Annotated in this window: 19 protein-coding genes; 3 read left to right on the top strand and 16 right to left on the bottom strand. The window is 66.6% G+C overall.

Annotation, left to right across the window (positions count from 1 at the left end; all coding sequences use genetic code 11):
• Positions 1-89: 89 nt before the first annotated feature.
• Both AC57BR_RS22290 and galU read right to left on the bottom strand, forming a co-directional pair.
• Positions 90-710 carry a GNAT family N-acetyltransferase gene (locus AC57BR_RS22290; RefSeq protein WP_496364542.1) on the bottom strand — a complete coding sequence of 207 codons (621 nt, stop codon included), beginning with the start codon at positions 708-710 and terminating at the stop codon, positions 90-92.
• 6 nt (positions 711-716) lie between these two features.
• The gene (gene galU / locus AC57BR_RS22285) at positions 717-1,622 is read right to left on the bottom strand and encodes a UTP--glucose-1-phosphate uridylyltransferase GalU (protein ID WP_496364540.1); all 906 of its coding nucleotides are present in this window, start codon (positions 1,620-1,622) and stop codon (positions 717-719) included.
• A gap of 88 nt (positions 1,623-1,710) precedes the next feature.
• Between galU and AC57BR_RS22280 the strand changes: the two genes are divergently transcribed.
• The 3 genes from AC57BR_RS22280 (at position 1,711) to cpaB (ending at position 3,701) form a co-directional block, all read left to right on the top strand.
• The gene (locus AC57BR_RS22280; protein ID WP_496364538.1) at positions 1,711-2,322 is read left to right on the top strand and encodes a 5-formyltetrahydrofolate cyclo-ligase; all 612 of its coding nucleotides are present in this window, start codon (positions 1,711-1,713) and stop codon (positions 2,320-2,322) included.
• Between the two features lie 147 nt (positions 2,323-2,469).
• Entirely contained in the window at positions 2,470-2,748 is a 279-nt protein-coding gene (locus AC57BR_RS22275) for an FmdB family zinc ribbon protein (RefSeq protein ID WP_496364536.1), read from the top strand.
• Between the two features lie 206 nt (positions 2,749-2,954).
• Positions 2,955-3,701: a Flp pilus assembly protein CpaB gene (cpaB, locus tag AC57BR_RS22270; RefSeq protein ID WP_496364534.1), complete on the top strand. Its 747-nt coding sequence runs from the start codon at positions 2,955-2,957 to the stop codon at positions 3,699-3,701.
• A 93-nt stretch (positions 3,702-3,794) separates the two neighbouring features.
• Here cpaB and AC57BR_RS22265 read toward each other — a convergent pair whose 3' ends face one another.
• From AC57BR_RS22265 to AC57BR_RS22200, 14 genes are all read right to left on the bottom strand, one after another.
• Positions 3,795-4,028 carry a hypothetical protein gene (locus tag AC57BR_RS22265; RefSeq protein WP_496364532.1) on the bottom strand — a complete coding sequence of 78 codons (234 nt, stop codon included), beginning with the start codon at positions 4,026-4,028 and terminating at the stop codon, positions 3,795-3,797.
• Positions 4,025-8,200, bottom strand: coding sequence for an AAA family ATPase (locus AC57BR_RS22260; RefSeq protein ID WP_496364530.1), 4,176 nt, complete (start codon positions 8,198-8,200; stop codon positions 4,025-4,027). The genes AC57BR_RS22265 and AC57BR_RS22260 overlap by 4 nt, the downstream gene beginning before the upstream one ends.
• A 159-nt stretch (positions 8,201-8,359) precedes the next feature.
• The gene (gene guaA / locus AC57BR_RS22255; protein ID WP_496364528.1) at positions 8,360-9,949 is read right to left on the bottom strand and encodes a glutamine-hydrolyzing GMP synthase; all 1,590 of its coding nucleotides are present in this window, start codon (positions 9,947-9,949) and stop codon (positions 8,360-8,362) included.
• 71 nt (positions 9,950-10,020) lie between these two features.
• On the bottom strand, positions 10,021-10,521 hold the full coding sequence (locus tag AC57BR_RS22250) for a DUF3817 domain-containing protein (protein ID WP_496364526.1): 501 nt from the start codon (positions 10,519-10,521) through the stop codon (positions 10,021-10,023).
• Positions 10,518-11,372 carry an SURF1 family protein gene (locus AC57BR_RS22245; protein WP_496364524.1) on the bottom strand — a complete coding sequence of 285 codons (855 nt, stop codon included), beginning with the start codon at positions 11,370-11,372 and terminating at the stop codon, positions 10,518-10,520. The genes AC57BR_RS22250 and AC57BR_RS22245 overlap by 4 nt, the downstream gene beginning before the upstream one ends.
• Positions 11,373-11,566: 194 nt before the next feature.
• Positions 11,567-12,055, bottom strand: coding sequence for a PTS sugar transporter subunit IIA (locus AC57BR_RS22240; RefSeq protein WP_496364522.1), 489 nt, complete (start codon positions 12,053-12,055; stop codon positions 11,567-11,569).
• A 50-nt stretch (positions 12,056-12,105) separates the two neighbouring features.
• Positions 12,106-13,857 carry a glycerol-3-phosphate dehydrogenase/oxidase gene (locus tag AC57BR_RS22235; RefSeq protein ID WP_496364520.1) on the bottom strand — a complete coding sequence of 584 codons (1,752 nt, stop codon included), beginning with the start codon at positions 13,855-13,857 and terminating at the stop codon, positions 12,106-12,108.
• A gap of 96 nt (positions 13,858-13,953) precedes the next feature.
• A complete protein-coding gene (locus AC57BR_RS22230; RefSeq protein ID WP_496364518.1) occupies positions 13,954-15,090 on the bottom strand; it encodes a GuaB3 family IMP dehydrogenase-related protein in 1,137 nt (378 codons plus the stop codon).
• 57 nt (positions 15,091-15,147) lie between these two features.
• Positions 15,148-17,061 carry an ABC transporter ATP-binding protein gene (locus tag AC57BR_RS22225; RefSeq protein WP_496364516.1) on the bottom strand — a complete coding sequence of 638 codons (1,914 nt, stop codon included), beginning with the start codon at positions 17,059-17,061 and terminating at the stop codon, positions 15,148-15,150.
• Positions 17,062-17,136: 75 nt separating this feature from the next.
• Positions 17,137-18,648 carry an IMP dehydrogenase gene (gene guaB / locus AC57BR_RS22220; RefSeq protein WP_496364514.1) on the bottom strand — a complete coding sequence of 504 codons (1,512 nt, stop codon included), beginning with the start codon at positions 18,646-18,648 and terminating at the stop codon, positions 17,137-17,139.
• Between the two features lie 194 nt (positions 18,649-18,842).
• Positions 18,843-20,912, bottom strand: a complete 2,070-nt coding sequence (locus tag AC57BR_RS22215; protein ID WP_496365205.1) for an acyltransferase family protein — start codon at positions 20,910-20,912, stop codon at positions 18,843-18,845.
• Positions 20,913-21,133: 221 nt separating this feature from the next.
• Positions 21,134-22,744 (bottom strand): chaperonin GroEL, encoded by a 1,611-nt coding sequence (groL, locus tag AC57BR_RS22210; RefSeq protein ID WP_496364512.1) that lies wholly within the window; start codon positions 22,742-22,744, stop codon positions 21,134-21,136.
• Between the two features lie 85 nt (positions 22,745-22,829).
• Positions 22,830-23,123 (bottom strand): co-chaperone GroES, encoded by a 294-nt coding sequence (gene groES / locus AC57BR_RS22205; RefSeq protein WP_003805290.1) that lies wholly within the window; start codon positions 23,121-23,123, stop codon positions 22,830-22,832.
• A gap of 218 nt (positions 23,124-23,341) precedes the next feature.
• Positions 23,342-23,743, bottom strand: a complete 402-nt coding sequence (locus tag AC57BR_RS22200) for a hypothetical protein (RefSeq protein WP_496364509.1) — start codon at positions 23,741-23,743, stop codon at positions 23,342-23,344.
• Between the last annotated feature and the right edge of the window lie 39 nt (positions 23,744-23,782).

The raw sequence follows: 23,782 nt of genomic DNA, 5'->3' as shown, positions 1-23,782 counted from the left end.
CATTCGTCTCGGTGTGTCGCGGCCGAGCTTCAAATCAATGGACTTATGCACAGAACCCGGCCCTGACCAGCGGCTCCGCCGGTCAGCCGTCAGGCGGGCCTGACCCGCAGCCAGCGGCTGAGGAGGCCTTCCGGAACTTCTTCTGAAGTCAGGGCGAAGGAACGGTGGTCTGCCCATTCCCCATTGATGTGCAGGTACCGCGGACGGTAGCCCTCGTCACGGAAGCCGAGCTTTTCCACGACCCGCAGGCTGGGTCCGTTTTCGGGACGGATGTTGATCTCCATCCGGTGCAGGCCAAGAGTCCGGAAGCAGTGATCAGTTGCCATCGCCACGGCCGTAGGGGCGATCCCGTGCCCGGCACGCGCCTGGTCCACCCAATAACCGAGCGTCGCCATCAGGGCGGATCCCCACACAATGGAGGAAACCGTCAACTGCCCCACGATGACGGGGTCACGGTGTCCGGGTGTCCACTCAGTGATCACGAAGGGCAGGGCCGTGGCCTGGGCCGCCTGGGTATTCAGGGACCTGACCATCTGCCGGTAATCAGGCAGCGCGCCGCCCGGGATCGGATTGGAGGCTTCCCAGGGTGCCAGCCAGTCGCTGTTGCGCGAACGGACCTCAGTCCATTCCTTCCGGTCCCGGTATCTGATCGGCCGCAGGACAAGGTCCCCGCACTCAAGCGTGACCGGCCAGATGTGGCTGACCCTCATGAAGGGTTACTTGGACAGACGGGCGGCAACTTCCGGAAGCCAGGCACGCAGACCGGGTCCGAGGTCGTCGCTGTCGATGGCAAGCTCCACGCAGGCCTTGAGGTAGCTGAGCTTGTCCCCGGTGTCGTAACGTCGGCCGCGGAAGACCACGCCGTACACACCGCCGCCTTCACCGTCCCTGCTGGCCAGCTCCTGGAGGGCGTCCGTCAGCTGGATCTCGCCGCCCCGGCCGGGTTCGGTCTTTTCCAGCACATCGAAGACATCCGGGTGGAGCACATAGCGGCCAATGACGGCCAGGTTGGAGGGCGCCTCATCGACGTCCGGCTTCTCCACCAGCTTGTTGATCCGGACGAAGCTTTCGCCATCAATCGCGGAGATGTCCGCGCAGCCATAGGCACTGATCTGGGACGGCTCCACCTCGATGAGCGCCACCACTGAACCGCCGGTCTTGGCCTGCACATCGATCATGATGCTAAGGAGCTCGTCGCGCGCATCGATGAGGTCGTCACCGAGGAGAACGGCGAACGGCTCGTAGCCCACGTGCTGGCGCGCACGCAGCACGGCATGGCCAAGGCCCTTGGGGTCACCCTGGCGGACATAGTGGATGTCACCCAGGTTGCTCGCGGCCTGGATTGATTCCAGCTTGGCGGTGTCGCCTTTGGCCTCCAGCGTCGCTTCCAGGGCCGGGACACGGTCGAAGTGGTCCTCGAGCGCGCGCTTGTTGCGTCCGGTGATCATCAGGACGTCGCTCAGGCCCACCTTGACGGCCTCCTCGACGACGTACTGGATGGCCGGCTTGTCAACCACCGGCAGCATCTCCTTGGGCATCGCCTTGGTGGCAGGCAGGAACCTGGTGCCGAGCCCAGCAGCGGGGATTACGGCCTTGCGGACTGAACAATTAGTGGAAGTCACTGGTCTAATCTATCCGAGGGAACATTCATACGGTAAATGCTTCCGGCAGCGGCCCGGCCGCCTGCCGCTGCGACAAAGGATGCCATCCATGCCAACAGGGACCATGCCGTCGAAGGACGGGATCCGTTCGCGGCACCGGCAGATCCGGGCCACGATGACAGCAACGGACCTCTCAATCGCCGGCGACGGCATCGCCACCCATGGGCTGCCCTGGGCCGAAGCTATCGCCGCGGGCAAGCCGGCCACGTTCACCGCCTACCTCGGCGTCGATTTCGAACCGCCAACACTTCCCCTGCTGCACGCGCTGCATGAGGCCGGCCACAGCATCCTGCTCCCGGTCTGCGAACCGGACCGGGAGCTCAGCTGGGTCTTCTGGACCCCCGACAGCGAGTTCATCCGCAGCAGGTACGCGCCCATCCAGGAACCCGCCGGTGAGCGCCACGGCCTGGACACGGTGCGGACTGCGGCCGGAATGTTCATGCCGGCAACCGCGGTGGACCGCAGCGGCAACAGGATCGGACAGGGCGGCGGCTATTACGACAAGTTCCTGGCTGCAGCCAACGCCGGTGGCCTGCACCTTCCGAAGGCTGCCATCATCTACGACTCCGAACTCCTGCCCGCCCGGACCATCCCGGCTGAAGACTTTGACCGCCCGGTCGAGGCAGTACTCATGCCCTCCGGGCTGGTAGCCCTCGCGTGACCTCGCCCGGGCGGGGTGATAGAATTGGCACTCAGGCCCTGCGACTGCTAATGGAGTCATTTCCGCCGCGGTGATCCGTCAAGGAGAATCCGGGAAATGAAGCCAGGCAGCACGGGACCTGTCGTTTGTCCAAGAGGAGGATCTACAGTGCCCACGTATGCCTATGCCTGCAAGGATTGCAGCCATGCCTTCGACATCGTGCAGTCTTTCACCGACAGCACTCTGACGTCCTGCCCGGAGTGCCAGGGCACGCTGCGCAAGAAGTTCAACAGCGTCGGCGTGGTCTTCAAGGGCTCCGGCTTCTACCGGACTGATTCGCGCGATTCCAAGGGAAGCACCGTCTCGCCCTCCCCCGCTCCGGCCGCCCCGGCCGCCTCCACTTCGTCTGCACCATCCGCTGCCCCGGCAGCTGCAGCCGCGAGCTAGGCGAGTTCCTGCGGCCACCTGCCGCCTTCAAGCCAAAAGAGTCCGGCCGGGATTACCCGGCCGGACTCTTTTGCTTCGACCGGGCAATCCCCGGCCTGAAGTGTCGGTTCGGACCTGCAGGGCATCCGGTGCGCCTCGGGTGGCCTTTTCCACATACGGCTGCCCGCACCTGTCGTGAGCCAACGGATGGCCCGTAGCGTGGCGGCATGCCAGCTACCGGAATTTTCCCTGCAAGGGCATCCCGCCCGGCCGTTCGTCCCGGCCGCGGCAACGCTTTGCCCGGTTCTCCCGCCCGCCGGCGCCCGCGCGGACGGCGCTTCGCGGGATGGCTGAACCGTAACCGCCGTCTTGCCGTGGCACTCCTCCTCTGCGCGGCCGCGGGGATCGCCGTCCACCAGCTCACTCCTGCCCCTGCCGAGACCGTGAGCGTCCTGGCCGCTGCCCGTGACCTTCCCGCCGGAGCGAACCTGGCCGGGAGTGATCTCAGGCCCGTCAGCATTCCGCCGGCCATGGTGCCGGACGGGACTTTCGCTGTCAGCTCCGGAGTGGACGGCAAGCAGCTGGCAGCGCCGCTTCGCAAGGGCCAGCTCCTCACCGATGCGCAGCTGGTGGGGCCAGGCCTGCTGGCGGGAGCGCCGCCCGGGTCTGCGGCGGTGCCGCTGCGGATGGCAGACCCATCGTCCATCCAGCTGGTGTCCCCCGGACAACTCGTGAACGTAGTCCTGACAAGCGGCAACGGCTATGAGCAGGCATCAGCCTCGAAGGTGCTCGCCAAGTCAGTGCCCGTCCTGTGGACCTCCGGCCAGGAGGGCCAGGGCGGCCAGTGGCTGGCTGCCGGGGATTCGGACGGGCTGCTGGTGGTGGCCGCCACCCCTGCCCAGGCCAGTGCCCTGGCGGGTGCGTCAACGCAGGGAAAGCTGTTTTTCGTGCTGGTGGGATCCGGTGCCCGGTGAGCTGGCCTGCGGGAATCTTCCGGTCTGCGGGAATCTTCCGGTCTGCGGGAATCTTCCGGCCTGTGGGAATCCGCAGCGTGTTTGCCTGGTTGCTCAGCCCCAGTGCGGGGGCTTCTGCTCCTTCAGCCAAGCGTCGTGGTCGTTGCCGGATTCTGCATCGCCCCAGGTGCGGGGATCGTCCTCGGCTGCCCTCTTGGGGACCACGCCGGTCCGCTGCTGCCCGCCCGCTTTGGCGCGGCGAGCCGGTGCGGTCTTCTCACGGCCCGCGGACTGCTCATCTTTGTGCTCGGCCCCGCCTTTGCGTTCGGCCCCGCCGTTGGATGTCACAGCGGGCCCTCCTTCCGTTCTGCGGCCGGCCGTTCCAAGCCGGGCTCAGAACGGGAGCCTACTCCAGCGCCGGCGGCGTCGGAATCGTCCCTGTCGACGTCCGCCGGATCGGTGCCAGTCTGATCCATTTCCCTCTCATCAACGTTCCACTGATCAGCGACTGGCTTATCAGCGTTCGCCTGTTCCGCACCCGATGGGCGCCAGTCCGCCCGGACCGCCCCGGTTGCATCCCGATCGGGTGCTTTCCGGCCGCTCTGGTCCGCATCGTGACCGTTCAGGTCGTCGCGAGAACCGTCATCCATGTCCTGGTACGAGTCCTCCTCCCCCGCTTCGGGCTCGAAGTCGCCTACCGCAAGGGTGCTGACGTCGTCATCCAGGAAGAATGCCGGGGCGCCCACGGAGCGCACCTGAGGGACAGGCTTCTCAAGCCCGAGGTACCCGCCGATCCTGTCGGCGCACGCCGAGGGATCGGTGAAGACCTCGATGGTCCACAGCGGCATGTACCGCCAGCCGAGCCGCTCCAGCAGTTGGGGGCGCAGCCGGCTGCGTTCCCGGACTGTCATTTGCCGGTACTGCTCGGTGCCGTCCGATTCGATGGCTACCGGCCGTGGAATGTCGGCCTCGTCCTGGCCCATGGTGCTGAGCGGATCGGCCGCGGCCACCACGTCGATGACGCCGTCGTACTGGTGCCATACGCGGGCACCGCGGGCACGCAGCCGGTCGCCGAGATCAGCAACCAGCGGATCGGCGCCCAATGCCTGTTCACTTGCCGCTGCCCTGGACGCGGGCGTTCCCAGGTCTGTGTTGCCGGAGATCTCCCGGTCCAGAAGTTCGAAGAGATCGACGGCGCCGTGGGCCAGCCGGGTCCGGTCAAGGTCCTCCGGTTTGAAGCAGGTCAGGACGTGGAGCGACTGCCGTGCCCGGGTCATCGCCAGGGCGAACTTGGCCCGGCCGCCCTCGGCGGAGAGCGGACCGAAGCTGTGCAGGGCGCGGCCGTGCGGTGTCCGTCCGTATCCCGGCGAGAAGATCACGCGGTCGCGGACCAGCCCCTGGGCACGCTCCAGGTCCACAACCCGGAAGGATTCATCACCTGCTGTGAAGAATCCGGACAGCGACGGATGGTTGGGCAGCTGCAGCCGGATGGACTCGCCGATGCGTGCCGCGTGCCGGAGGCTGGCAGTCACCACCGCCAGCGATGTCCGGGGACGGAGCCGGGCGTGCTCGAACACGAGCTCCACCACCCGGTTCACCTCGGCCACCACCGATTCGACGCCCTCGTGGTCGGCGCTGGGCAGTCCGGTGCCGTCGGGAAGGTATTCCACCGTCAGCGCACGGTCCAGCCCCGTGGCCGACTGCCCCTCGGGGAGGCGGCGGAGGCCTCCACCGTAAGAGTTTTTGCTCAGCTGCAGCACCAGGTCCTCGTCCACCGCGCGGTAGACAGAGCGCAGCGTCGCCGTCGGCAGCACTGCCGAAAGTGCGGTGAACGCGCTTTCGACACTCTGGTGGGACTGTTCGCCAGCTGCGAGCCGCTCCACGGCCACGGTAAAGGTGCGGGGGCTGGCGATCCTGTCGTCGCCGAAGGCGATCACCTGCCGGGCACGCGCGATGGCGGGGAGGACCGCCTGCAGCGACGTCGCCTCGGCGTCGAGGATCACCACAGCGTCAAACTTCTGTTCGGCAGGCAGGAGGCCGGTCATGAGGTAGGGGCTGACCGACCAGACAGGCACCAGCATGGGAACCAGCCCTGGCGCCTGCGCCGTCAGCGCAGCCAGCGTGACCCGCCCGTCCTTGAGCAGGCTCCGGAGCAGGTCAGCCTGGCGGGCATGCTCCTCGATGCCCGCGCGCCAGCGCTCAGCCAGCTTCCACCGCAGCCGCCCTGCACCGCTGGCGATGTGGGCGTTGTCCGCGAGCCGGTACTCCGCCTCCAGCTGGCGGAGCGCGTCGCCGTCGGACATGGCCAGGTAGTCGTCACCGCTGATCATCGCCTCGAGCGCCGATTGCCACCAGGCCAGGTCAAGTTCGGCAGCGACGGACCCGGCCCCGACCTCGCGCTCGGAGAGGTCTGCCAGCAGCTCCCCCAGCCCGTGCTCGCGCATGTTCTCGATGAGCAGCGTGCGCTCGGGCAGGGTCTGCAGCGTCTGCGTGTCCGCGACCAGCCGTTCCAGACGCTCCATGAGCTCCGGGTACGGAATGTTTTCGAGCGAACCGCCCGCAGCCGTGTGCCGCAGGGCATCACCGAGCATCTTCATCTCGCGGGTCAGTCCGCGGTGCATGATGCTGATTTCCGCGAGGCCGGACGGCACCGCCGGATGCCGCTGTGTGGTGGCGTAGCCGGCCCACTGGGCACGCTGTTCCTGGACCAGCACCAGCGAACTGTGAAGGTCGGCAATGTGCACGCCCGGGCGGACGTACTCCTTGGCCACACGGCGCAGGCGGGAGCGCTGCATGGAGGCCATGTCGATCCCGCGCTCCCTGCGCCAGGACGAGGACGCCGTCGCGGAAATCAGGTCAGTCACGGGCCTGTCGAAAATGTCCGGGGTGAATTTGTCCAGGCTTTCGCGGACGGCCACCAGGAGCTTGAGCTGGGAGCCCCATTCGGCGAAGGTGGTGCCCAGGCGGATTTCGGCGTGGCTGGCCACGTCCTTCATCCGTTCCTGCAGCAGCGGCAGCTTCTTCGCCACCGCACGCGCCAGCTCCTGCGCTTCCTCGGTTTCCTTGCGTGTCACCAGCCGTGCACCGTGCCAGGGGCTGGTGGTCGATGCCCTGCTGAATGCACCGAGTTCGGCGGCGCGCTTCAGCCGGCCGGCCAGTTCCTCGCGGTCCCGGATGCTGTCCAGGACGCTGCGCTTGAGGCGGACGGTGGTGGCGGGGGCCGGCTGGATGGATGTCAGCTCCGCGAGCGACTGCATGGCCTGGTACGGCGAGCAGCCCCACCGCTGCCGCACGTTGTGCAGCGACGCGACGTGGTCCATAAGCGCATGCCGGTGCTCGGTGAGAGTCTTGTGCAGGCCCCCGAGCTGCGGCTCCAGGGCCTTCTCGTTGCGAACGATGGCGCGGACCAGCTGGCCCTTGAGCTGCTGCGGTGTTGCGTTTCCGGACAGCTGGAAAAGAGTGGAGTCCAAGCCCAGGTTTTCGAGCCGTCCGGCCACTTCGTTGAGGCTGGCACGCCGGTCCCCCACCACCAGGACGGTTTTGCCTTCGTCCACGAGCGCACCGATGGTGTTGATGGCCGTCTGCGTCTGGCCGGTGCCGGGCGGGCTGCTCACCACCAGCGAGTCCCCTGCCCTGACGGCGTCGATCACATATTGCTGGTCGGCGTCGGCGTCCAGCAGTAGCAGCTCCTCGGCCGGGTCCCGCTCGTCCACGCTGGGGAAACGTCCGGGCTTGAGCGCGGGCACGTCGACGATTTCACCCGACGCGGCCTTGGCCAGCGAGGCCACCAGTGCGTTCCGCCCGTTGATCCACGGATCGTCTAGGTTGCCGGAAAGGTCCGCGAAGGTCGAAACGAGCAGGTTGTGCTCCACGTCGGCGCCGTGGATCGGCTTGACCAGGGTGCTGATCCGGTCCAGCACCGGCAGGGGGTCGAACCGCGCAGTGCTGTACGCCATCCGTGTCACGGCGTTGACGTCGAACACGATTCCGTGGATGGTTTTCAGATGCCGGATCAGGGCGGGATTAATGCGCGCCTGCTCCGTGAGCTGAAGTTCGTAGTCGTCTTCACCCGGGCGGATGGTGAGCGACATGGCAGTCAGCATCACCGGCGCCGAGACGCGCTGCGGCTTGCCGCCCACGGCGGAGGTCCACACCACGGTGCCAGCCGAGAAGTACCCTGCCTCGATGCCGCGGTCATTGGCCAGTTCGAAAATCTTCGAGCGCAGGTTCCGGCAGGCCCGGGCGGCCACGACGTACTGCTGCTGGTCGCGGATCAGTGTGGAGAGCCGCGTCCGGCGCCCGGCCATGAGCTGCGCAAGGCCGGAAGGGTGCGCGTGGGTGAGGTCGATGGAGCCCTCGGGCGTTTTGGTGAAGCGCAGCATGGTGTCTGCCCCCGTAACGGGCTTAAGCCCGGACAGCCACTTCCTGAGCTCCTCCGAACCCTCGGAGTCGACCTGACCTACTGACACTACTGCCTTCTTTTCTGCGCTTGCGCGTGACGCCTTGGACCATACGGGCATAGCTTCGAGCGTAGCCGGAAACCGCCGCGGTTGAGAGACCGCAACACTGGGTCGGCCCAAGTTGCGGCGCATTTCGCACCGTAGCCTGCCGTGCATGATCCGATACCCGTTAATGCAAAATGGCCGGCCTCCCTGCGGAGGCCGGCCATATTTACAACGCTATTCCCACTCGATGGTTCCCGGCGGCTTGCTGGTGACGTCGAGCACCACGCGGTTGACGCCGTCGACCTCGTTGGTGATCCGGTTGGAGATCCGCGCCAGCAGGTCGTAGGGAAGCCGAGACCAGTCCGCCGTCATGGCGTCCTCGGAGGAGACGGGGCGCAGCACGATCGGGTGGCCGTAGGTACGGCCGTCGCCCTGGACACCCACGCTACGGACGTCCGCGAGGAGAACCACGGGCATCTGCCATACGTCGTTGTCGAGTCCGGCGGCGGTCAGTTCCGCGCGGGCGATGGCGTCTGCCTTGCGCAGCAGGTCCAGGCGTTCCTTGGTGACCTCGCCGACGATGCGGATTCCCAGGCCGGGGCCGGGGAACGGCTGACGGCCAACGATCTCCTGGGGCAGGCCGAGCTGGGCGCCCACGGCACGCACCTCGTCCTTGAACAGGGCGCGCAGCGGCTCAACGAGTTCGAACTCCAGGTCCTCCGGCAGTCCGCCCACGTTGTGGTGGCTCTTGATGTTCGCTGCGCCCTCGCCGCCGCCGGATTCGACGACGTCCGGGTACAGGGTGCCCTGGACGAGGAACTTGATCTTTTCGCCGTGCGCTGCGGCGTCGGCGATGATGGCGCGCTCGGCCTCTTCGAAGGCCCGGATGAACTCGCGGCCGATGATCTTGCGCTTGGTTTCGGGATCGCTGACTCCGGCCAGGGCCGCCTGGAAACGCTCCTGCTCGTTGGCCACGTAGAGGTTCACGCCGGTGGCGGCAACGAAGTCGCGCTCCACCTGCTCGGCCTCGCCTTCGCGAAGCAGCCCGTGGTCGACGAAGACACAGGTGAGCCGGTCGCCCACGGCGCGCTGGACGAGGGCTGCGGCAACAGCGGAATCCACACCGCCGGAGAGGCCGCAGATGACCCGGGCATCGCCGATCTGCTTGCGGATCCGATCCACCTGCTCCTCAAGGATGTTGCCCGTGGTCCAGTTCGGTTCCAGCTTGGCGCCCTTGAACAGGAAGTTCTCCAGGACCTGCTGGCCGTAGGCCGAGTGCTTCACCTCGGGGTGCCACTGCACGCCGTACAGGCACTTCTCCTCGTTGGCGAAGGCGGCAACTTCTGCGCCCGCTGTGGTGGCCAGCACCTCAAAGCCCTCGGGAGCCTCGTGCACGGAGTCGCCGTGGCTCATCCAGGTGTTCTGGTCCTGGGGCATTCCTTCGAGGACGGAACGTCCTTCGCCGAGGATCGTGGTCTGGGTGGAGCCGTACTCCCGCAGGCCGGTCTTGTCCACCTTGCCGCCGAGGGCGTTGGCCATGGCCTGGAAGCCGTAGCAGATGCCGAAGACCGGAACACCGGCCTCGAAAAGGTCGGCGCCGACGCTAGGGGCACCGTCGGCGTAGACGCTGGCGGGTCCGCCGGAGAGGATAATGGCGGCGGGGTTCTTGGCCAGGAGCTGCTCAGTGCTGTAGGTATGCGGAACCACTTCCGAATACACATTCGCTTCCCGGACGCGGCGGGCAATCAGCTGCGCGTACTGGGCACCGTAGTCAACAACCAGCACCGGCTTCTGGGAAGTCTGGGATGCAGTGGGAGTAGTCACCGTACTAGCCTACTTTGCGCGATTGCCCCGACGCATCTTGAGCGGGCCCGCTGTGACGCACGGAACGCGGATCAGTACCGGCTGGCGGCTTGCGGGTTGGCGGCGAGTTCGGCCTCCACCTCGGCGTGGAACTTCTTCTCCACGATGAAGGACAGGAACGGGACCACGCCGCCGAGTGCCAGCAGGATCATTTTGGCGAACGGCCAGCGCATTAGCGTCCAAAGCCGGAAGTTGGACATCAGGTACACCACGTACATCCAGCCGTGGACGATGAGCACGGTCACGGACGCGTTGAACCCGCCGAGGACGCCCTTCGGTTCCGCCTGCGCGAAGCCGAAGCCGAACGGCTGGCCGGTCAGGGCGTCCGTTCCGCCGGCGAAGAGGTACTGGCCGAAGCCGTAGCGGGCCACCAGCTCCGCGCACAGCAGCAGCAGCATGGCACCCGTGAGGTAGGCCATGACCTTGTAGAACTTCAGGGCGGAGCGGATCTGTGCCTCGGTGCCGCCGAAGCGTCGCTTCTTCGCCGCCCCGGTCGGGTTCGAGGGCTGGATGGCCGGCTTTGGTTCGATCATGGCTGTACCTTTTGTTGGATCTCGTTGGGTTGGGTAGGTTCTGGTCCGTCGTGTCCGTGGCCACCGGCGTCGTGGTCCTCGGCGTCCTCGAGGCTTCTGCGGTAGTCGTCCTTGACCAGCCGCCACCAGATGAACAGGGCAAAACCGGCAAAAACGATCCACTCCACGGAGTAGAACAGGTTCAGCCAGTTGACCTTCGCGGCCGGCGGCTGGGCAGCGATGCTGAGCGGCTCCAGGCCGCTGCCGGCGGCAGCACCGACGTCGGCCGTTCCTGACTTTTCCGCCGTGGCGGAAACGAACGCGGGGTAGCTGCTGACGTTCCAGGCGTTGATGAGTTCAGCCACCGAGACTGCCGACGCCCGGCCGGGCTCAGGGGCTGCATTGGGCACCGGGGCCTCGGACGGCAGGAGCCGTCCGGTCAGCCGGATAACGCCCGACGGCGGGGCGCTGGCGTCAGCGGGATCGGCGATCCAGCCGCGGGCCACCGGTATGTAGGTCTTCGGTGAGGCTGCCGCACCTTTGAGCACCGGCGCGTCCGTCACCGCGAAGGCCGTGACCACCCAGTATCCGGTCTTGCCGTCCTTCAGCCGGCCCGAAACCAGGACCTGTTTGGCCGGATCGTACGTGCCGGACGCCTGGACCATCTGGTCCGCCACTGAACCACGGAAGAAGTCACCGGGCTGCAGGGTTTTCGTTAGGTCCTGGACCTGCTCCGTGGCGGGGTTGACCGGCACCTCGGGCTGCGTGGAACGGCCGAACTGCCACTGGCTCAGGAGCACAAAGACACCCGAAACGGCGATCGCAAAGACCAAGCCTGCGATCCACCGGGGCTGGAGGGCTGTTTTCCACACCCCTTAACGTTACTTCGTCCGTGTGTAGAACAACGAAACGCCTGATGGCGCCACACGAAAGGGCCTGCCCCTAGAGTGGGGCAGCAGGGTCCCTACGTGGCGACGAAGTCGACACGAAAGGGCCTGCCCCTAGAGTGGGGCAGCAGGGTCCCTACGTGGCGACGAAGTCGACACGAAAGGGCCTGCCCCAATCTCTAGTGGTCGAAGAAGACCAGGCTCGAGTTGATGAGCTCTGCGATGACCTCGGCGTCGTAGGCCCGGCGCAGCGACTCCCGGAACGATTCCTTGGATAGTGACCGCGCCAGGGTGGCGAGCACTTCGAGGTGGTCGGAGAACGAGCTCGCCGGCGTGGCGATGAGCAGGACCACAGTGGCCGGACCGTCAGCGGCGCCAAAGTCCAGGGCCTTGCCGTACTTGGTGATCCCGACGGCGATCGAGGTCTCGGAGACGAACTCGCTGCGGGCATGCGGCAGGCCGACTCCCCCGGGCAGTCCGGTGGCCAGCTGGTGCTCGCGGGCGTTGACGTGCCCCAGGAAGCCCTCGAGGTCTGAGACGCGGCCGGCGTCGTAAAGCTTCCGGGCCAGCTGGCTGGCCGCGTCCACTTTGTCCTCGGCGTCCATTTCGAGGATCACCATGTCCGGTGTGGTGAGCTCGGCATCATAACGGTCCAGTGGTTCCGCCAAGTGGTGTCCCTTCAGTGAGGCCGGGGCCTGTCCGGCGGCGGTTTGCGATCTCAGCGCAGCGGGACGATGTCCTCCGCGCCCAGCCGGGCAGCGTCGGCCGATTCGTCATCGGGCTGCTGCTGACTGAGCCGTTCGGCTTCCACCCGCGCAAGGTAATGCTTGATTTCGCTTTCCCGCTGCGCATCGCTCCAGCCAAGAATTTCTCCCATAAGCTTAGCGACTACCGGGACGGCAGACACACCGCGGTCCCACGCCTCGATGGAAATCCGGGTGCGCCGGGTCAGGACGTCGTGCACATGCCGGGCGCCCTCGTGGGTGGCGGCGTAGACAGCCTCTGCCTGCAGGTAGTCGTCCGCGCCGGGCAGCGGTTCCGCCAGTTCGGGCCGGTCCTGGATGAGCGCAAGCACCTCCGATGACATGGATCCGTAGCGGTTCAGCAGGTGCTCCACGCGCGCCACGTGAACCCCGGATTCCTCGGCAGTCCGGTTGCGGCGGTTCCAGGCGGCCTTGAACCCGTTGGCCCCCAGCAGCGGGATGGTCTCGGTGCAGCTCGGGGGCACGCGCTCGTCCATGCTGCGGACGGCTTCGTCCACGGCGTCCTTGGCCATGACGCGGTACGTGGTCCATTTGCCGCCGGCCACCACCACCAGGCCGGGCACGGGGTGGGCCACGATGTGCTCGCGGGAGAGTTTGGCCGTGGAGTCGCTTTCCCCGGCCAGCAGCGGCCGGAGCCCGGCGTAGACACCCTCCACGTCTTCCCGGGTGAGGGGCCGTTTCAGGACCTTGTTGACGTGTTCCAGGAGGTAGTCGATGTCCTTGCTGGACGCCGCGGGGTGGGCCTTGTCCAGATGCCAGTCAGTGTCTGTGGTGCCGATGATCCAGTGCCGCCCCCAAGGGATGACGAACAGCACGGACTTCTCGGTCCGCAGGATCAGGCCGACCGTTGACTGGAAGCGGTCCCTCGGAACCACCAGGTGGATGCCCTTGGAGGCGCGTACCTTCAGCTGGCCGCGCTCGGTGACCATGGCCTGGGTTTCGTCGGTCCAGACCCCTGTGGCGTTGATGACCTGCTTGGCGCGGATGTTGAAGCTGGAATTGTCCTCGCGGTTGACCACCTTGGCGCCCACCACACGCTCGCCTTCGCGCAGGAAGTCGACGACGGCGGTCTGGTTGACCGCGTGGGCCCCGTAGTAGGCGGCGGTGCGCACCAGGTTGGCCACGTACTTCGCGTCGTCCACCTGGCCGTCGTAGTAGCGGATCGATCCGATGAAGGCGTCGTCCTTCAGGCTCGGGGCGGCGCGCAGGGTGCCCCGGCGCGAGAGGTGCTTGTGGAACGGAACGCCGCGCTTGTGCCCGCCGGAAATCGACATGACGTCGTACAGCGCGATGCCGGCGCCGATGTAGGGCCGCTCGACGACGTGTTTGGTCAGCGGGTACAGGAACGGCACCGGCCTGGCCAGGTGCGGCGCCAGCTCGGAAAGCAGCAGCCCCCGTTCCTGGAGCGCCTCCTTCACGAGTGCGAAGTCGAGCATTTCGAGGTAACGGAGGCCGCCGTGGATAAGCTTGGAGGACCGTGACGATGTCCCCGCGGCCCAGTCGCTGGCTTCCACAATGCCCACGTTCAGGCCGCGGGTCACGGCGTCAAGGGCCACCCCGGTGCCGACGATGCCGCCGCCGACGATGAGGATGTCCAGTTCCTTGCCCGGGTCCGCCGAAGCCTTCAGCGCGGCAAGCGCAGCCTCCCGCGCCTCCGGGCCTAAAGCTCCCCTGGTCGCCGCCGGACGTTCACCGAAACCGGACATGACAGGCCTCCATCCTCATCGAACGTTGTAGTTCACCAGAGTACTTCGTACCTCTGCCGATGGGCAGGGTGCGGACTGTGTTGCCGGGCGCGCAGGTCAGTTTCCGGCGTAGGGCGAAACCACGACGTCGACCCGCTGGAACTCCTTGAGGTCCGAATAGCCGGTGGTGGCCATGGACCGGCGGAGGGCGCCGATCAGGTTGGAGGTTCCGTTGGTGTGGTGGCCCGGCCCGAAGAGCACCTCTTCGAGCGGACCGACAGTTCCGATGTTGACCCTGTCGCCGCGGGGCAGCTCCAGGTGGTGCGCCTCCTGCCCCCAGTGCCAGCCCTTTCCGGGGGCTTCCTCTGCCCGGGCAAGGGCGGTGCCGAGCATGACGGCGTCGGCGCCCATGGCGATGGCCTTGACGATGTCGCCCGAGGTGCCCATGCCGCCGTCGGCAATGACGTGGACGTAGCGTCCGCCGGACTCATCCATGTAGTCGCGGCGGGCGGCGGTGACGTCGGAGATTGCAGAGGCCATCGGCGAGTGGATGCCGAGGGCGCGGCGCGTGGTGGTGGTGGCACCGCCGCCGAACCCGACCAGGACGCCGGCAGCGCCGGTCCGCATCAGGTGCAGGGCGGGTGTGTAGCCCGCGGCACCGCCCACGATGACGGGGACGTCGAGTTCGTAGATGAACTGCTTGAGGTTCAGCGGCTCGTGGTCCTTCGAGACGTGCTCGGCGGAAACCGTGGTCCCGCGGATCACAAAGATGTCGACGCCGGCGGCCACCACGGTCTTGTAGTGCTCCTGGGTGCGCTGCGGGGTAAGAGACCCGGCCACGGTGATGCCTGCGGCGCGGATTTCGGCCAGGCGCGAAGTGATCAGTTCGGGCTGGATGGGTGCCTTGTAAAGCTCCTGCATCCTGCGCGTGACATCCGGGCTGTTGGTTTCGTCCGCAAGCGCCCCGATCTCGTCCAGCACGGGCTGCGGGTCCTCGTACCGGGTCCAGAGGCCCTCGAGGTCCAGGACGCCCAGGCCGCCGAGCTTGCCGAGTGCGATGGCCGTCGCCGGGGACATGGCGGAGTCCATGGGTGCAGCGATGACCGGCATGTCGAACTTGTAGGCATCGATCTGCCACGAGACGGAGACATCCTTGGGGTCACGCGTGCGACGGTTGGGGACGATCGCAATGTCGTCCAGGGAGTAGGCACGACGCCCACGCTTGCCACGGCCAATCTCAATCTCGTAAGTCACTGCTCTAGGTTATCCCAGCCGAACGCCTGTCTGAGGACCGGGACACCGAGGCGGAAGTCAGATCCCGCCGGCCTCCGGGCCCACGCCAGCAGGGTTCCCTGGGCGAGCTTGCGAGGCTAGGGGGCTGGTGGGGACGCTGAGCTGGGACTCGAACATCCGGAAATAGCGGCCGCGGAGAGCCACCAGTTCCCGGTGCGTGCCCTGCTCCACGATCCGGCCGTCCTCCAGCATGTACACAATGTCCGCCTTCTCGATCGTGGCGAGCCGGTGGCTGATGGCGATGATAGTGCTGCTGCGCTCGGCGAACAGCCGAGTGAAGATGCGGTGCTCTGCCAGCGCGTCGATGGCGGAAGTGGGCTCGTCCATGACCATGAAGGAGGCGTTCCGGTAGAAGTTCCGCGCCATGGCCAGCCGCTGCCACTGCCCGCCGCTCAGTCCGCTTCCCTTGCGGCCGCGCGGATCCTCCATCCAGTTGCTGACGTGGTTGTCCAGGCCGTTGGGCAGCTTGTTGATGAAATCCAGTGCCTCCGCATCGGCGGCCGCGCGGCTGACCCGCTCGTCGTTCCGGGGCGAGTCGACATCGCCGAACAGGATGTTTTCGGCTGCGGTGGCGAACTCGTACTTAAGGAACTCCTGGCTGAGCACCGCCAGGTGGCGGTGCCAGGAGGTGACGTCGACGGCGGCGAGGTCCACGCCGTCGAGCATCACCTGGCCGGAATCCGGGCGGTAAAGCCCGGCCAGGATGCGGATCAGCGTGGACTTGCCGGCGCCGTTCTCCCCCACGATGGCGATGTGCTGGCCCTCGCGGATGGTCATGCTGATGCCGCGGATCACTTCGATGTCGCTGCCGGTGTAGGTGAAGCGGATGTCGCGCAGCTCAACCGTTTTTGGCGCATCCAGCAGCGGCGGCGCATGGCTGGAATGCACTGGCAGCGCCATGAACAGCTCATAGTCCTTGAGGTTGGCGAGGTCCTCGTCGATGGAGCTGAGCGAGGACACCAGGTTGTTCGCGGTGGACAGGGCCCGGCTGACGATCTGCTGGACGTAGAGGAACTGCCCCACCGGCTGGGCCCGGGCGATGATCTGGCCCACCACCCAGATGAGCGAGACAACCTCCGCGGCGTACTGCAGGGCGTCGGCCGCCAGCTGCTTGGGGATGTACCGCTTTTGGAAGTCCAGCCGGCGCTTCTCGTCGGCGTCCCTGAGCCGGGAGCGAAGTCCCATGAGGTAGCCGACGATCCCGTACAGGCGCATCTCGGCGATGTGCTGCGGGCGGAGCAGGTTGGTTTCGATCATCCGCCGCTGCCGCCGCGAATCCACCTGGGTGTTCCAGTGCGCGATCTGCTCGCGGGACAGCTTGAACTGCAGGTAGACGCTGGGCACGATCGCGACCAGCACGATCACCGCGATCCACCAGCTCACCAGCAGCAGCGCGCCGATGGCCAGGATCACAGACACCAGCTGTGTGAAGATGGCCGCGATCCGGTCCAGGACCCGGGCATAGGAATCGGAGAACCGCTTGGCGCGGTCGTAGAGGTCCACCGTTTCCTTATCGTCGTACCGCCAGAAATCCAGCGCCAGGAACCGCTCGTACATTAGGTCGCCCACGATGGCCCCCACCCGGAAGCTCATGAGCTGCTGGATGTAGCGGTCCACGCTGCTGAAGGCTCCCCAGAACAGACCCAGGGCGGCGGTGATGATGACGTAGAGGATGGCCTGCTGCCCGGCGGCAGCGTCCCCGTTGTAGGCGGCGGCCAGCGCAGTGGTGGTCAGGCCGGCGAAGTACGTGGTCACCAGGGGCAGGACCGCCGAGATCAGCGATCCGGCCACCTTCATGAGCACGGCACCGGGCGACGCGCGGAAACTGACGCGGAGGACCTGGGCCACGGCCTGCGCATAGGGCTTCAGTGCCAGCCGCCGCTGGGGTTCCCTTTTCGGGTTCAGTTCGGCGGGATGGCGTGGTTGGGACATGGCTCCAGCCTAGCCCCGGGCACGGGCACTAAGAGGCCGGGGACTGTTCCCCACGGCCTCTTTGAGAGTCCGGCTTTAACGTGAACCGTAGTTCGGCGCCTCGACGGTCATCTGGATGTCGTGCGGGTGCGATTCCTTCAGGCCTGCCGGGGTGATCCGGACGAACTTTCCGCGGGCCTTGAGCTCGGGAATGGTCGGGGAACCCACGTAGAACATGGTTTGGCGGAGGCCGCCCACCAGCTGGTATGCCACCGAGGCCAGCGGGCCGCGGTAGGCCACACGGCCTTCGATGCCCTCGGGGATGAGCTTGTCATCGCCGGAGACGTCCGCCTGGAAGTAGCGGTCCTTGGAGTAGGACGTGTTCTTGCCGCGCGACTGCATGGCCCCGAGGGAGCCCATGCCGCGGTAGCTCTTGAACTGCTTGCCGTTGACGAAGATGAGCTCACCCGGAGACTCGTCACAGCCGGCCAGCAGGGAGCCGAGCATCACGGTGTCGGCACCGGCCACCAGCGCCTTGCCGATGTCGCCGGAGTACTGGAGTCCGCCGTCGGCGATCAGCGGAACACCGGCCGGAATGGCAGCCTTCGCCGATTCGTAGATGGCGGTAATCTGCGGAACGCCCACACCTGCCACGACGCGCGTGGTGCAGATGGAGCCCGGGCCGACACCCACCTTGATGCCGTCGGCACCGGCGTCGATCAGCGCCTGGGCGCCTTCGCGGGTGGCAGCCTGGCCGCCGATGATGTCCACGTGCGCAGCAACCGGATCTGACTTGAGGCGGCGGATCATGTCCAGCACGCCCTGCGAGTGGCCGTTCGCGGTGTCCACGAAGAGCGCGTCCACGCCGGCGTCCACCAGCTTCATGGCCCGCTCCCAGCCGTCACCGAAGAAGCCGATGGCGGCACCGACACGCAGCCGGCCCTCGTCGTCCTTGGTGGCCAGCGGGTACTGCTCGGCCTTGGTGAAGTCCTTGGTGGTAATGAGGCCCTTCAGGCGCCCCTGCTCGTCCACCAGCGGGAGCTTCTCGATCTTGTTCGTGGCCAGCTTGTGCGAGGCCTCTTCGCGGCTGATGCCGACGTGGCCGGTGACGAGCGGCATCTTGCTCATGACGTCGCTGACCAGGCGGATCGGGAAGTCGGATTCCGGCACGAAGCGCGTGTCGCGGTTGGTGACGATGCCGAGGAGGCGGTTGCCGTCGTCGACCACGGGAAGGCCGGAGACGCGGTAGCGGGCGCACAGCTCGTCAAGTTCCTGCAGCGTGGCCTCGGGGCCGATGGTGAGCGGGTTGGTGATCATGCCCGACTCGCTGCGCTTGACACGGTCCACCTGGTCGGCCTGGTCGTCGATCGCGAGGTTGCGGTGGACGACGCCGAGGCCGCCCTGGCGGGCCATGGCGATGGCCATCCGGGATTCGGTGACGGTGTCCATGGCCGCGGAAAGCAGCGGCGTCTGGACGGTGATGCGCTTGGAGATCCGGGACGATGTGTCGGCGTCGGAGGGGATCACGTCGGTGTGGCCGGGAAGCAGCAGGACGTCGTCGTACGTCAGGCCGATGAAGCCGAAGGGGTCGTGCTCGGGCTGGGTCATGAGTGCGCCTCTTACCTTTGGTTTACAGGTTCACGGGTAGGGGTTGCAGCCGATGACCAGCCCGTCATTACGGGACTGGCCTGTGCAGAAGTATTGAATAAATTCTAGAACCTCCGCGGCGATCCCCATATTCCGCGCCGGCATTGTGAGCAATGGCACGCGGGTCCGGAGGCCGCCGCGGTCACACAGCCCGGCTACTTCCACCCCGTGGTGGCCAGCAGCCGCTTCTCGAACATCGGGATCATGGACTGGACGTAGGTCTTGGTGAGGTGGTTGTCGTCCTTGTAGACGTAGACGTTGCCCACCACGGCCGGGCAGATGCCGCCGGCGCAGATAAAGTCGCTCATGTCCATCAGGTGCAACCCGTCCACCTTGCCCCGGTATGCGTCCAGCGGCGACTTGGCGGCCAGTGATTCACCCAGCGGCGGGTTGCACTCCGGAGCGTCGGTACCGTACTTCTGGACGCATTCGGGCATGTTGATGGCGAAGCGGGGGTTGTCCCGGACCCCCACCACGTCCATCCCGGCGTCGGTGAACGGCTTGATGCCCTCCAGGTAGCCGGGCACGTCGGTTTCGAACGGGGCTTCCTTGTGCGTGAGGGATGCCACGGTGAACACCGCGTCCGGCTTGTGCTCCATGACATATGCGGCACTGGCCTTGTTGAAGGCGTTGCAGTCGGCGTCGCGTTCCGGGGATTCGGCGCCGAACCGGCAGTTCCCCTTCAGGAGGGTGACCACCTCCCAGCCGTGGTCCCTGGCGATGGGGCCGAGCGCGGCCATGTACTGCTGCGCGTGGGAGTCGCCGAGCACCACGATCCGCTTGGTCACCTTGTCCGGCTTGCTGTTCTGTAGGCAGCCATTAAGCAGCGGATCGCTGGGGACGTTTTCGTCCGTGCACAGCCCGTCGATGTCCGCCCACTCGTTTTTCATGGCGGCCGGTGCCGGGATCACGGTGGCCTCCGGCGTCGGCTTGCCGGCGTTCTCCGGTGCCAGCGCGGCGGCGCCCGGAGTCAGCTCCCGCGGCTGCGCCGCCGCTGCAGCCTCCTCGGCGTTCAGCTTGGACTGCCACACCGCGACCGGCCCTGCCAGCAGGGCGCCGCAGGCAACAATAACGACGGCGGTGCGCCAGGCCCGCAGCTGCGGCCAGTGCCATTCGCGCAGCGGTTTTTCCACGAAGCGGGTGGTGAGCACGGCCAGGACCACGGAACCGGCCACAATGACGAGGCCCTGGACCAGGTTGGGCGCCGCGATGCCGGTGGCCGCCAGCGCCAGCACCAGGACCGGCCAGTGCCACAGGTACAGGGCATAGGAGTTGTCCCCCAGGGCCACCAGCGGCTTTGAGCACAGGATCCGGTCCACGCCGAACCGGCTGCCGCTTTGCCCGGCGACGATAATGGCCGCCGCGGCCAGAGTGGGCCACAGCGCAATGAAGCCCGGGAAGGACCGGTCCACGGTGAGGAGCAGGCCGCAGGAGACCATGGCGGCAAGCCCGGCCCAGCCCAGCACCACGCGCAGCGCCTTCCCCGGTTTCAGGTAGGGCAGCGCCAGGGCCAGCAGCGATCCCAGCGCGAACTCCCACAGCCGGGTCCGGGTATCGAAGTAGGCGTAGGCCTGGTTGCTGGCCGTCTGGTCGATGGAGAACACCAGGGAAGCGATGAAGATGCCGGCGAAGGCAGCCATCAGGACGGTGCGGTAGCTGACGTCCCGGCGGCGCCGCAGCAGCCGCCACACCAGGGCGGAACCGGCGAAGATGAGGGGCCAGAGAATGAAGACCTGGCCCTGGATGGACAGCGACCAGAAGTGCTGGAGCGGGCTGGCGCCGGAGTGGTCCTGCGCGTAGTAGTCCACCGCGCTGTTGGCCAGCAGCCAGTTCTGCCCGTAGAGGAGGGATGCCCACGCCTCGTTGAGGACGTCGGGCCAGCGGCTCTGCGGCAGGACCAGCCAGGTTCCGGCCAGCACACCGAGAATCACGACGACGGCGGCCGGGATCAGCCGCTTGAAGAGGTGCAGCCAGTGGCTCACGAGGCGCAGCGGCGTGCCCTTCTCCACCTTGCGGACGAAGGACATGGTCAGCAGGAAGGCGGAGATGAGGAGGAAGATGTCCACGCCGCCGGAAACCCGGCCAAGCCACACATGGTACGTGACGACCATGAGCACCGCCAGGGCGCGAAGGCCCTGGACCTCGGGCCGGTAGCCCGGCTTGGCCTTCAGGCGGGCAGCCCGCGGTTCATGGTTTTGTCCCCCCGACGGCTCCTCCCGCGGCATGCTTCTCATCGGGTCGGTCGATCTCGCTTCTGGCACAGATAACCCCTCAAACGGCAGCACAAAGCACCCATGTTACCGATTCGTGACATTCGAGACGAATCAAGCGCGCCGGGTGTGACCGGCGTCTCAGCTGGGAAAATGCTCCTGAAAGCGCAAAAGGAGGCCCGGCCAGCAAGAGCTGGACCGGACCTCCTTGGAAAACCGCGAGAGCGGGCGGAAGCCTAGTGGCTGTGGCCTGCGTGCTCGTTTTCCTCGGCGGGCTTCTCGGCCACGAGGGTCTCGGTGGTGAGCACCAGCGCAGCGATGGAGGCTGCGTTGCGCAGGGCCGCGCGCGTGACCTTGACGGGGTCGATGACGCCGGCCGCGATCAGGTCCTCGTACTCGCCGGACTTGGCGTTGAAGCCGTGGTTGTTGTCCTGCTCGGCAACCCGGGCGGCCACAACGTAGCCGTCGTGGCCGGCGTTCTGGGCGATCCAGCGCAGCGGCTGGACCAGTGCACGGCGGACGATGCCGACGGCAGCAGCCGCGTCACCTTCGAGTGCCGTGACAGCGGGGTCCTCGTCGAGTGCCTTCAGCGCGTGGATCAGGGCGGAACCGCCACCGGCCACGATGCCTTCTTCGAGGGCGGCGCGGGTGGAGGACACTGCATCTTCGATGCGGTGCTTCTTTTCCTTCAGCTCAACCTCGGTGGCTGCGCCGACCTTGATCACGCCGATGCCGCCGGCCAGTTTGGCCAGGCGTTCCTGCAGCTTTTCCCGGTCCCAGTCGGAGTCGGTGCGGGTCAGCTCGGCGCGCAGCTGGGCGACCCGTGCAGCGACGTCCTCGGCAGAACCAGCGCCGTCAACGATGGTGGTGTTGTCCTTGGTGACCGTGATGCGGCGGGCGGTACCCAGCACCTCGAGGCCCACGGAGTCCAGGCTCAGGCCCAGCTCGGGGGACACAACCTGGGCGCCGGTCAGCGTGGCGATGTCCTGGAGCATGGCCTTGCGGCGGTCACCGAAGCCCGGAGCCTTGACAGCAACCACGTTCAGGGTGCCGCGGATGCGGTTGACGATCAGCGTGGACAGGGCCTCGCCGTCGACGTCCTCGGCGATGATGAACAGCGGCTTGGAGCTCTGCAGCGCCTTCTCCAGCAGCGGCAGGAATTCCTGCACGGAGGAGATCTTGCCCTGGTTGATCAGGATGAGGGCGTCCTCGAGGACGGCTTCCTGGCGCTCGGTGTCGGTGATGAAGTACGGGGACAGGTAGCCCTTGTCGAACTGCATGCCCTCGGTGAGGGCCAGTTCGGTCTGCGTGGTGGAGGATTCCTCGATGGTGATCACACCATCCTTGCCCACCTTGCCGAATGCCTCGGCAAGCAGCTCGCCCACCTCGTCGCTCTGGGCGGAGATGGCGGCAACGTTGGCCACCTGGGTGCCCTCGACGGGACGGGCGTTCTCCAGCAGGCGTGCTGCGATGGCCTCGACGGAGACCTCGATGCCGCGCTTGATCTGGCCCGGAGCGGCGCCGGCGGCAACGTTGCGCAGGCCTTCCTTGACCAGTGCCTGGGCGAGCACGGTAGCTGTGGTGGTGCCGTCACCGGCGACGTCGTTCGTCTTGGTGGCGACTTCCTTGGCCAGCTGGGCGCCAAGGTTCTCGTACGGGTCGTCAAGCTCGATTTCCCGGGCGATGGTCACGCCGTCGTTGGTGATGGTGGGGGCGCCCCACTTCTTGTCCAGCACGACGTTGCGGCCGCGGGGACCAAGCGTCACCTTAACCGTGTTGGCGAGCTTGTCGATGCCGGATTCAAGCGACCGGCGGGCAGCGTCGTTAAACGCAAGCTGCTTTGCCATGGTTTTGTCCTTTCAAGACAGAACCCCGTGCAGCCGACCGGTCAGACAGAATCAGACGCGGACGGCGGCACGGGGATCCTAAGAGTTACTTAACGACGATCGCCAGAACGTCGCGGGCGGAGAGCACGAGGTACTCCGTGCCGCCGGTCTTGACTTCGGTTCCGCCGTACTTGGAGTAGATGACAACGTCGCCAACGGCTACGTCGACCGGTACGCGGTTGCCGTCTTCGAAGCGGCCGGGGCCTACTGCAACAACTTCGCCTTCCTGCGGCTTCTCCTGCGCGGAGTCCGGGATAACCAGGCCGGAAGCCGTGGTCTGCTCGGCTTCGAGCGGGCGGACAACAATACGATCCTCAAGAGGCTTAATAGAGACCGACACTCGGACCTCTCCTTTTCGTCAAAATTCATGGACAGTAAAACTGTTGCGCCGTGGCGGCAGACCGTCGTCGCGGTGCCGGCAGCAGCCAGGCTGGCAGCTCTTCGTGTGTTAGCACCCTCCTAGGGAGAGTGCTAATGATGACTCTATGTAAGGGGTTAGCACTCGGTCAAGGCGAGTGCCAGAAATTCATCCGCCGTAACCCGCGCGGGGCCGTTCGATCAGCGGCCGGCGAGGTCGTCGAAGCCCAGGTCCTCGCCGCCGTCAGCGTCTTCGTCCCCCGCCTTCCGCTGTTCGCGGACAAGCACGACGGCGGCCGCCGCCGCGATCACGACCGACACGCTGAGCACCACGAGGCCGCCTACGTGTGCCCCCAGGTACAGGTCCCGGATCTGCCGGGCTTCCTCGGTGGCGTCGCTGATGTTCTTGCCGCCGACCGAGTAGACGGTGGCATTGAAGGAGTCCAGCAGGAAGATGATCACCAGCAGGACAAGACAGACGACGGCGACCACGGCTCCGGCGATCAGCGCCGGGCGTGCATACCGGACCAGCCGGCTATGCTCCGCCGGACCGGGGGTGGTGCTTTCGGGCTGGTCGGGGGTGGGCGTTTCGCTGGATTCCATTCAGACCACCCTATCGGGAAGAGCTTGGAGCGGCGGCTC

Source organism: Arthrobacter sp. BGA-UO-ETr-C19, assembly GCF_059568005.1.
This window is presented reverse-complemented; position numbering and strand designations above follow the sequence as displayed.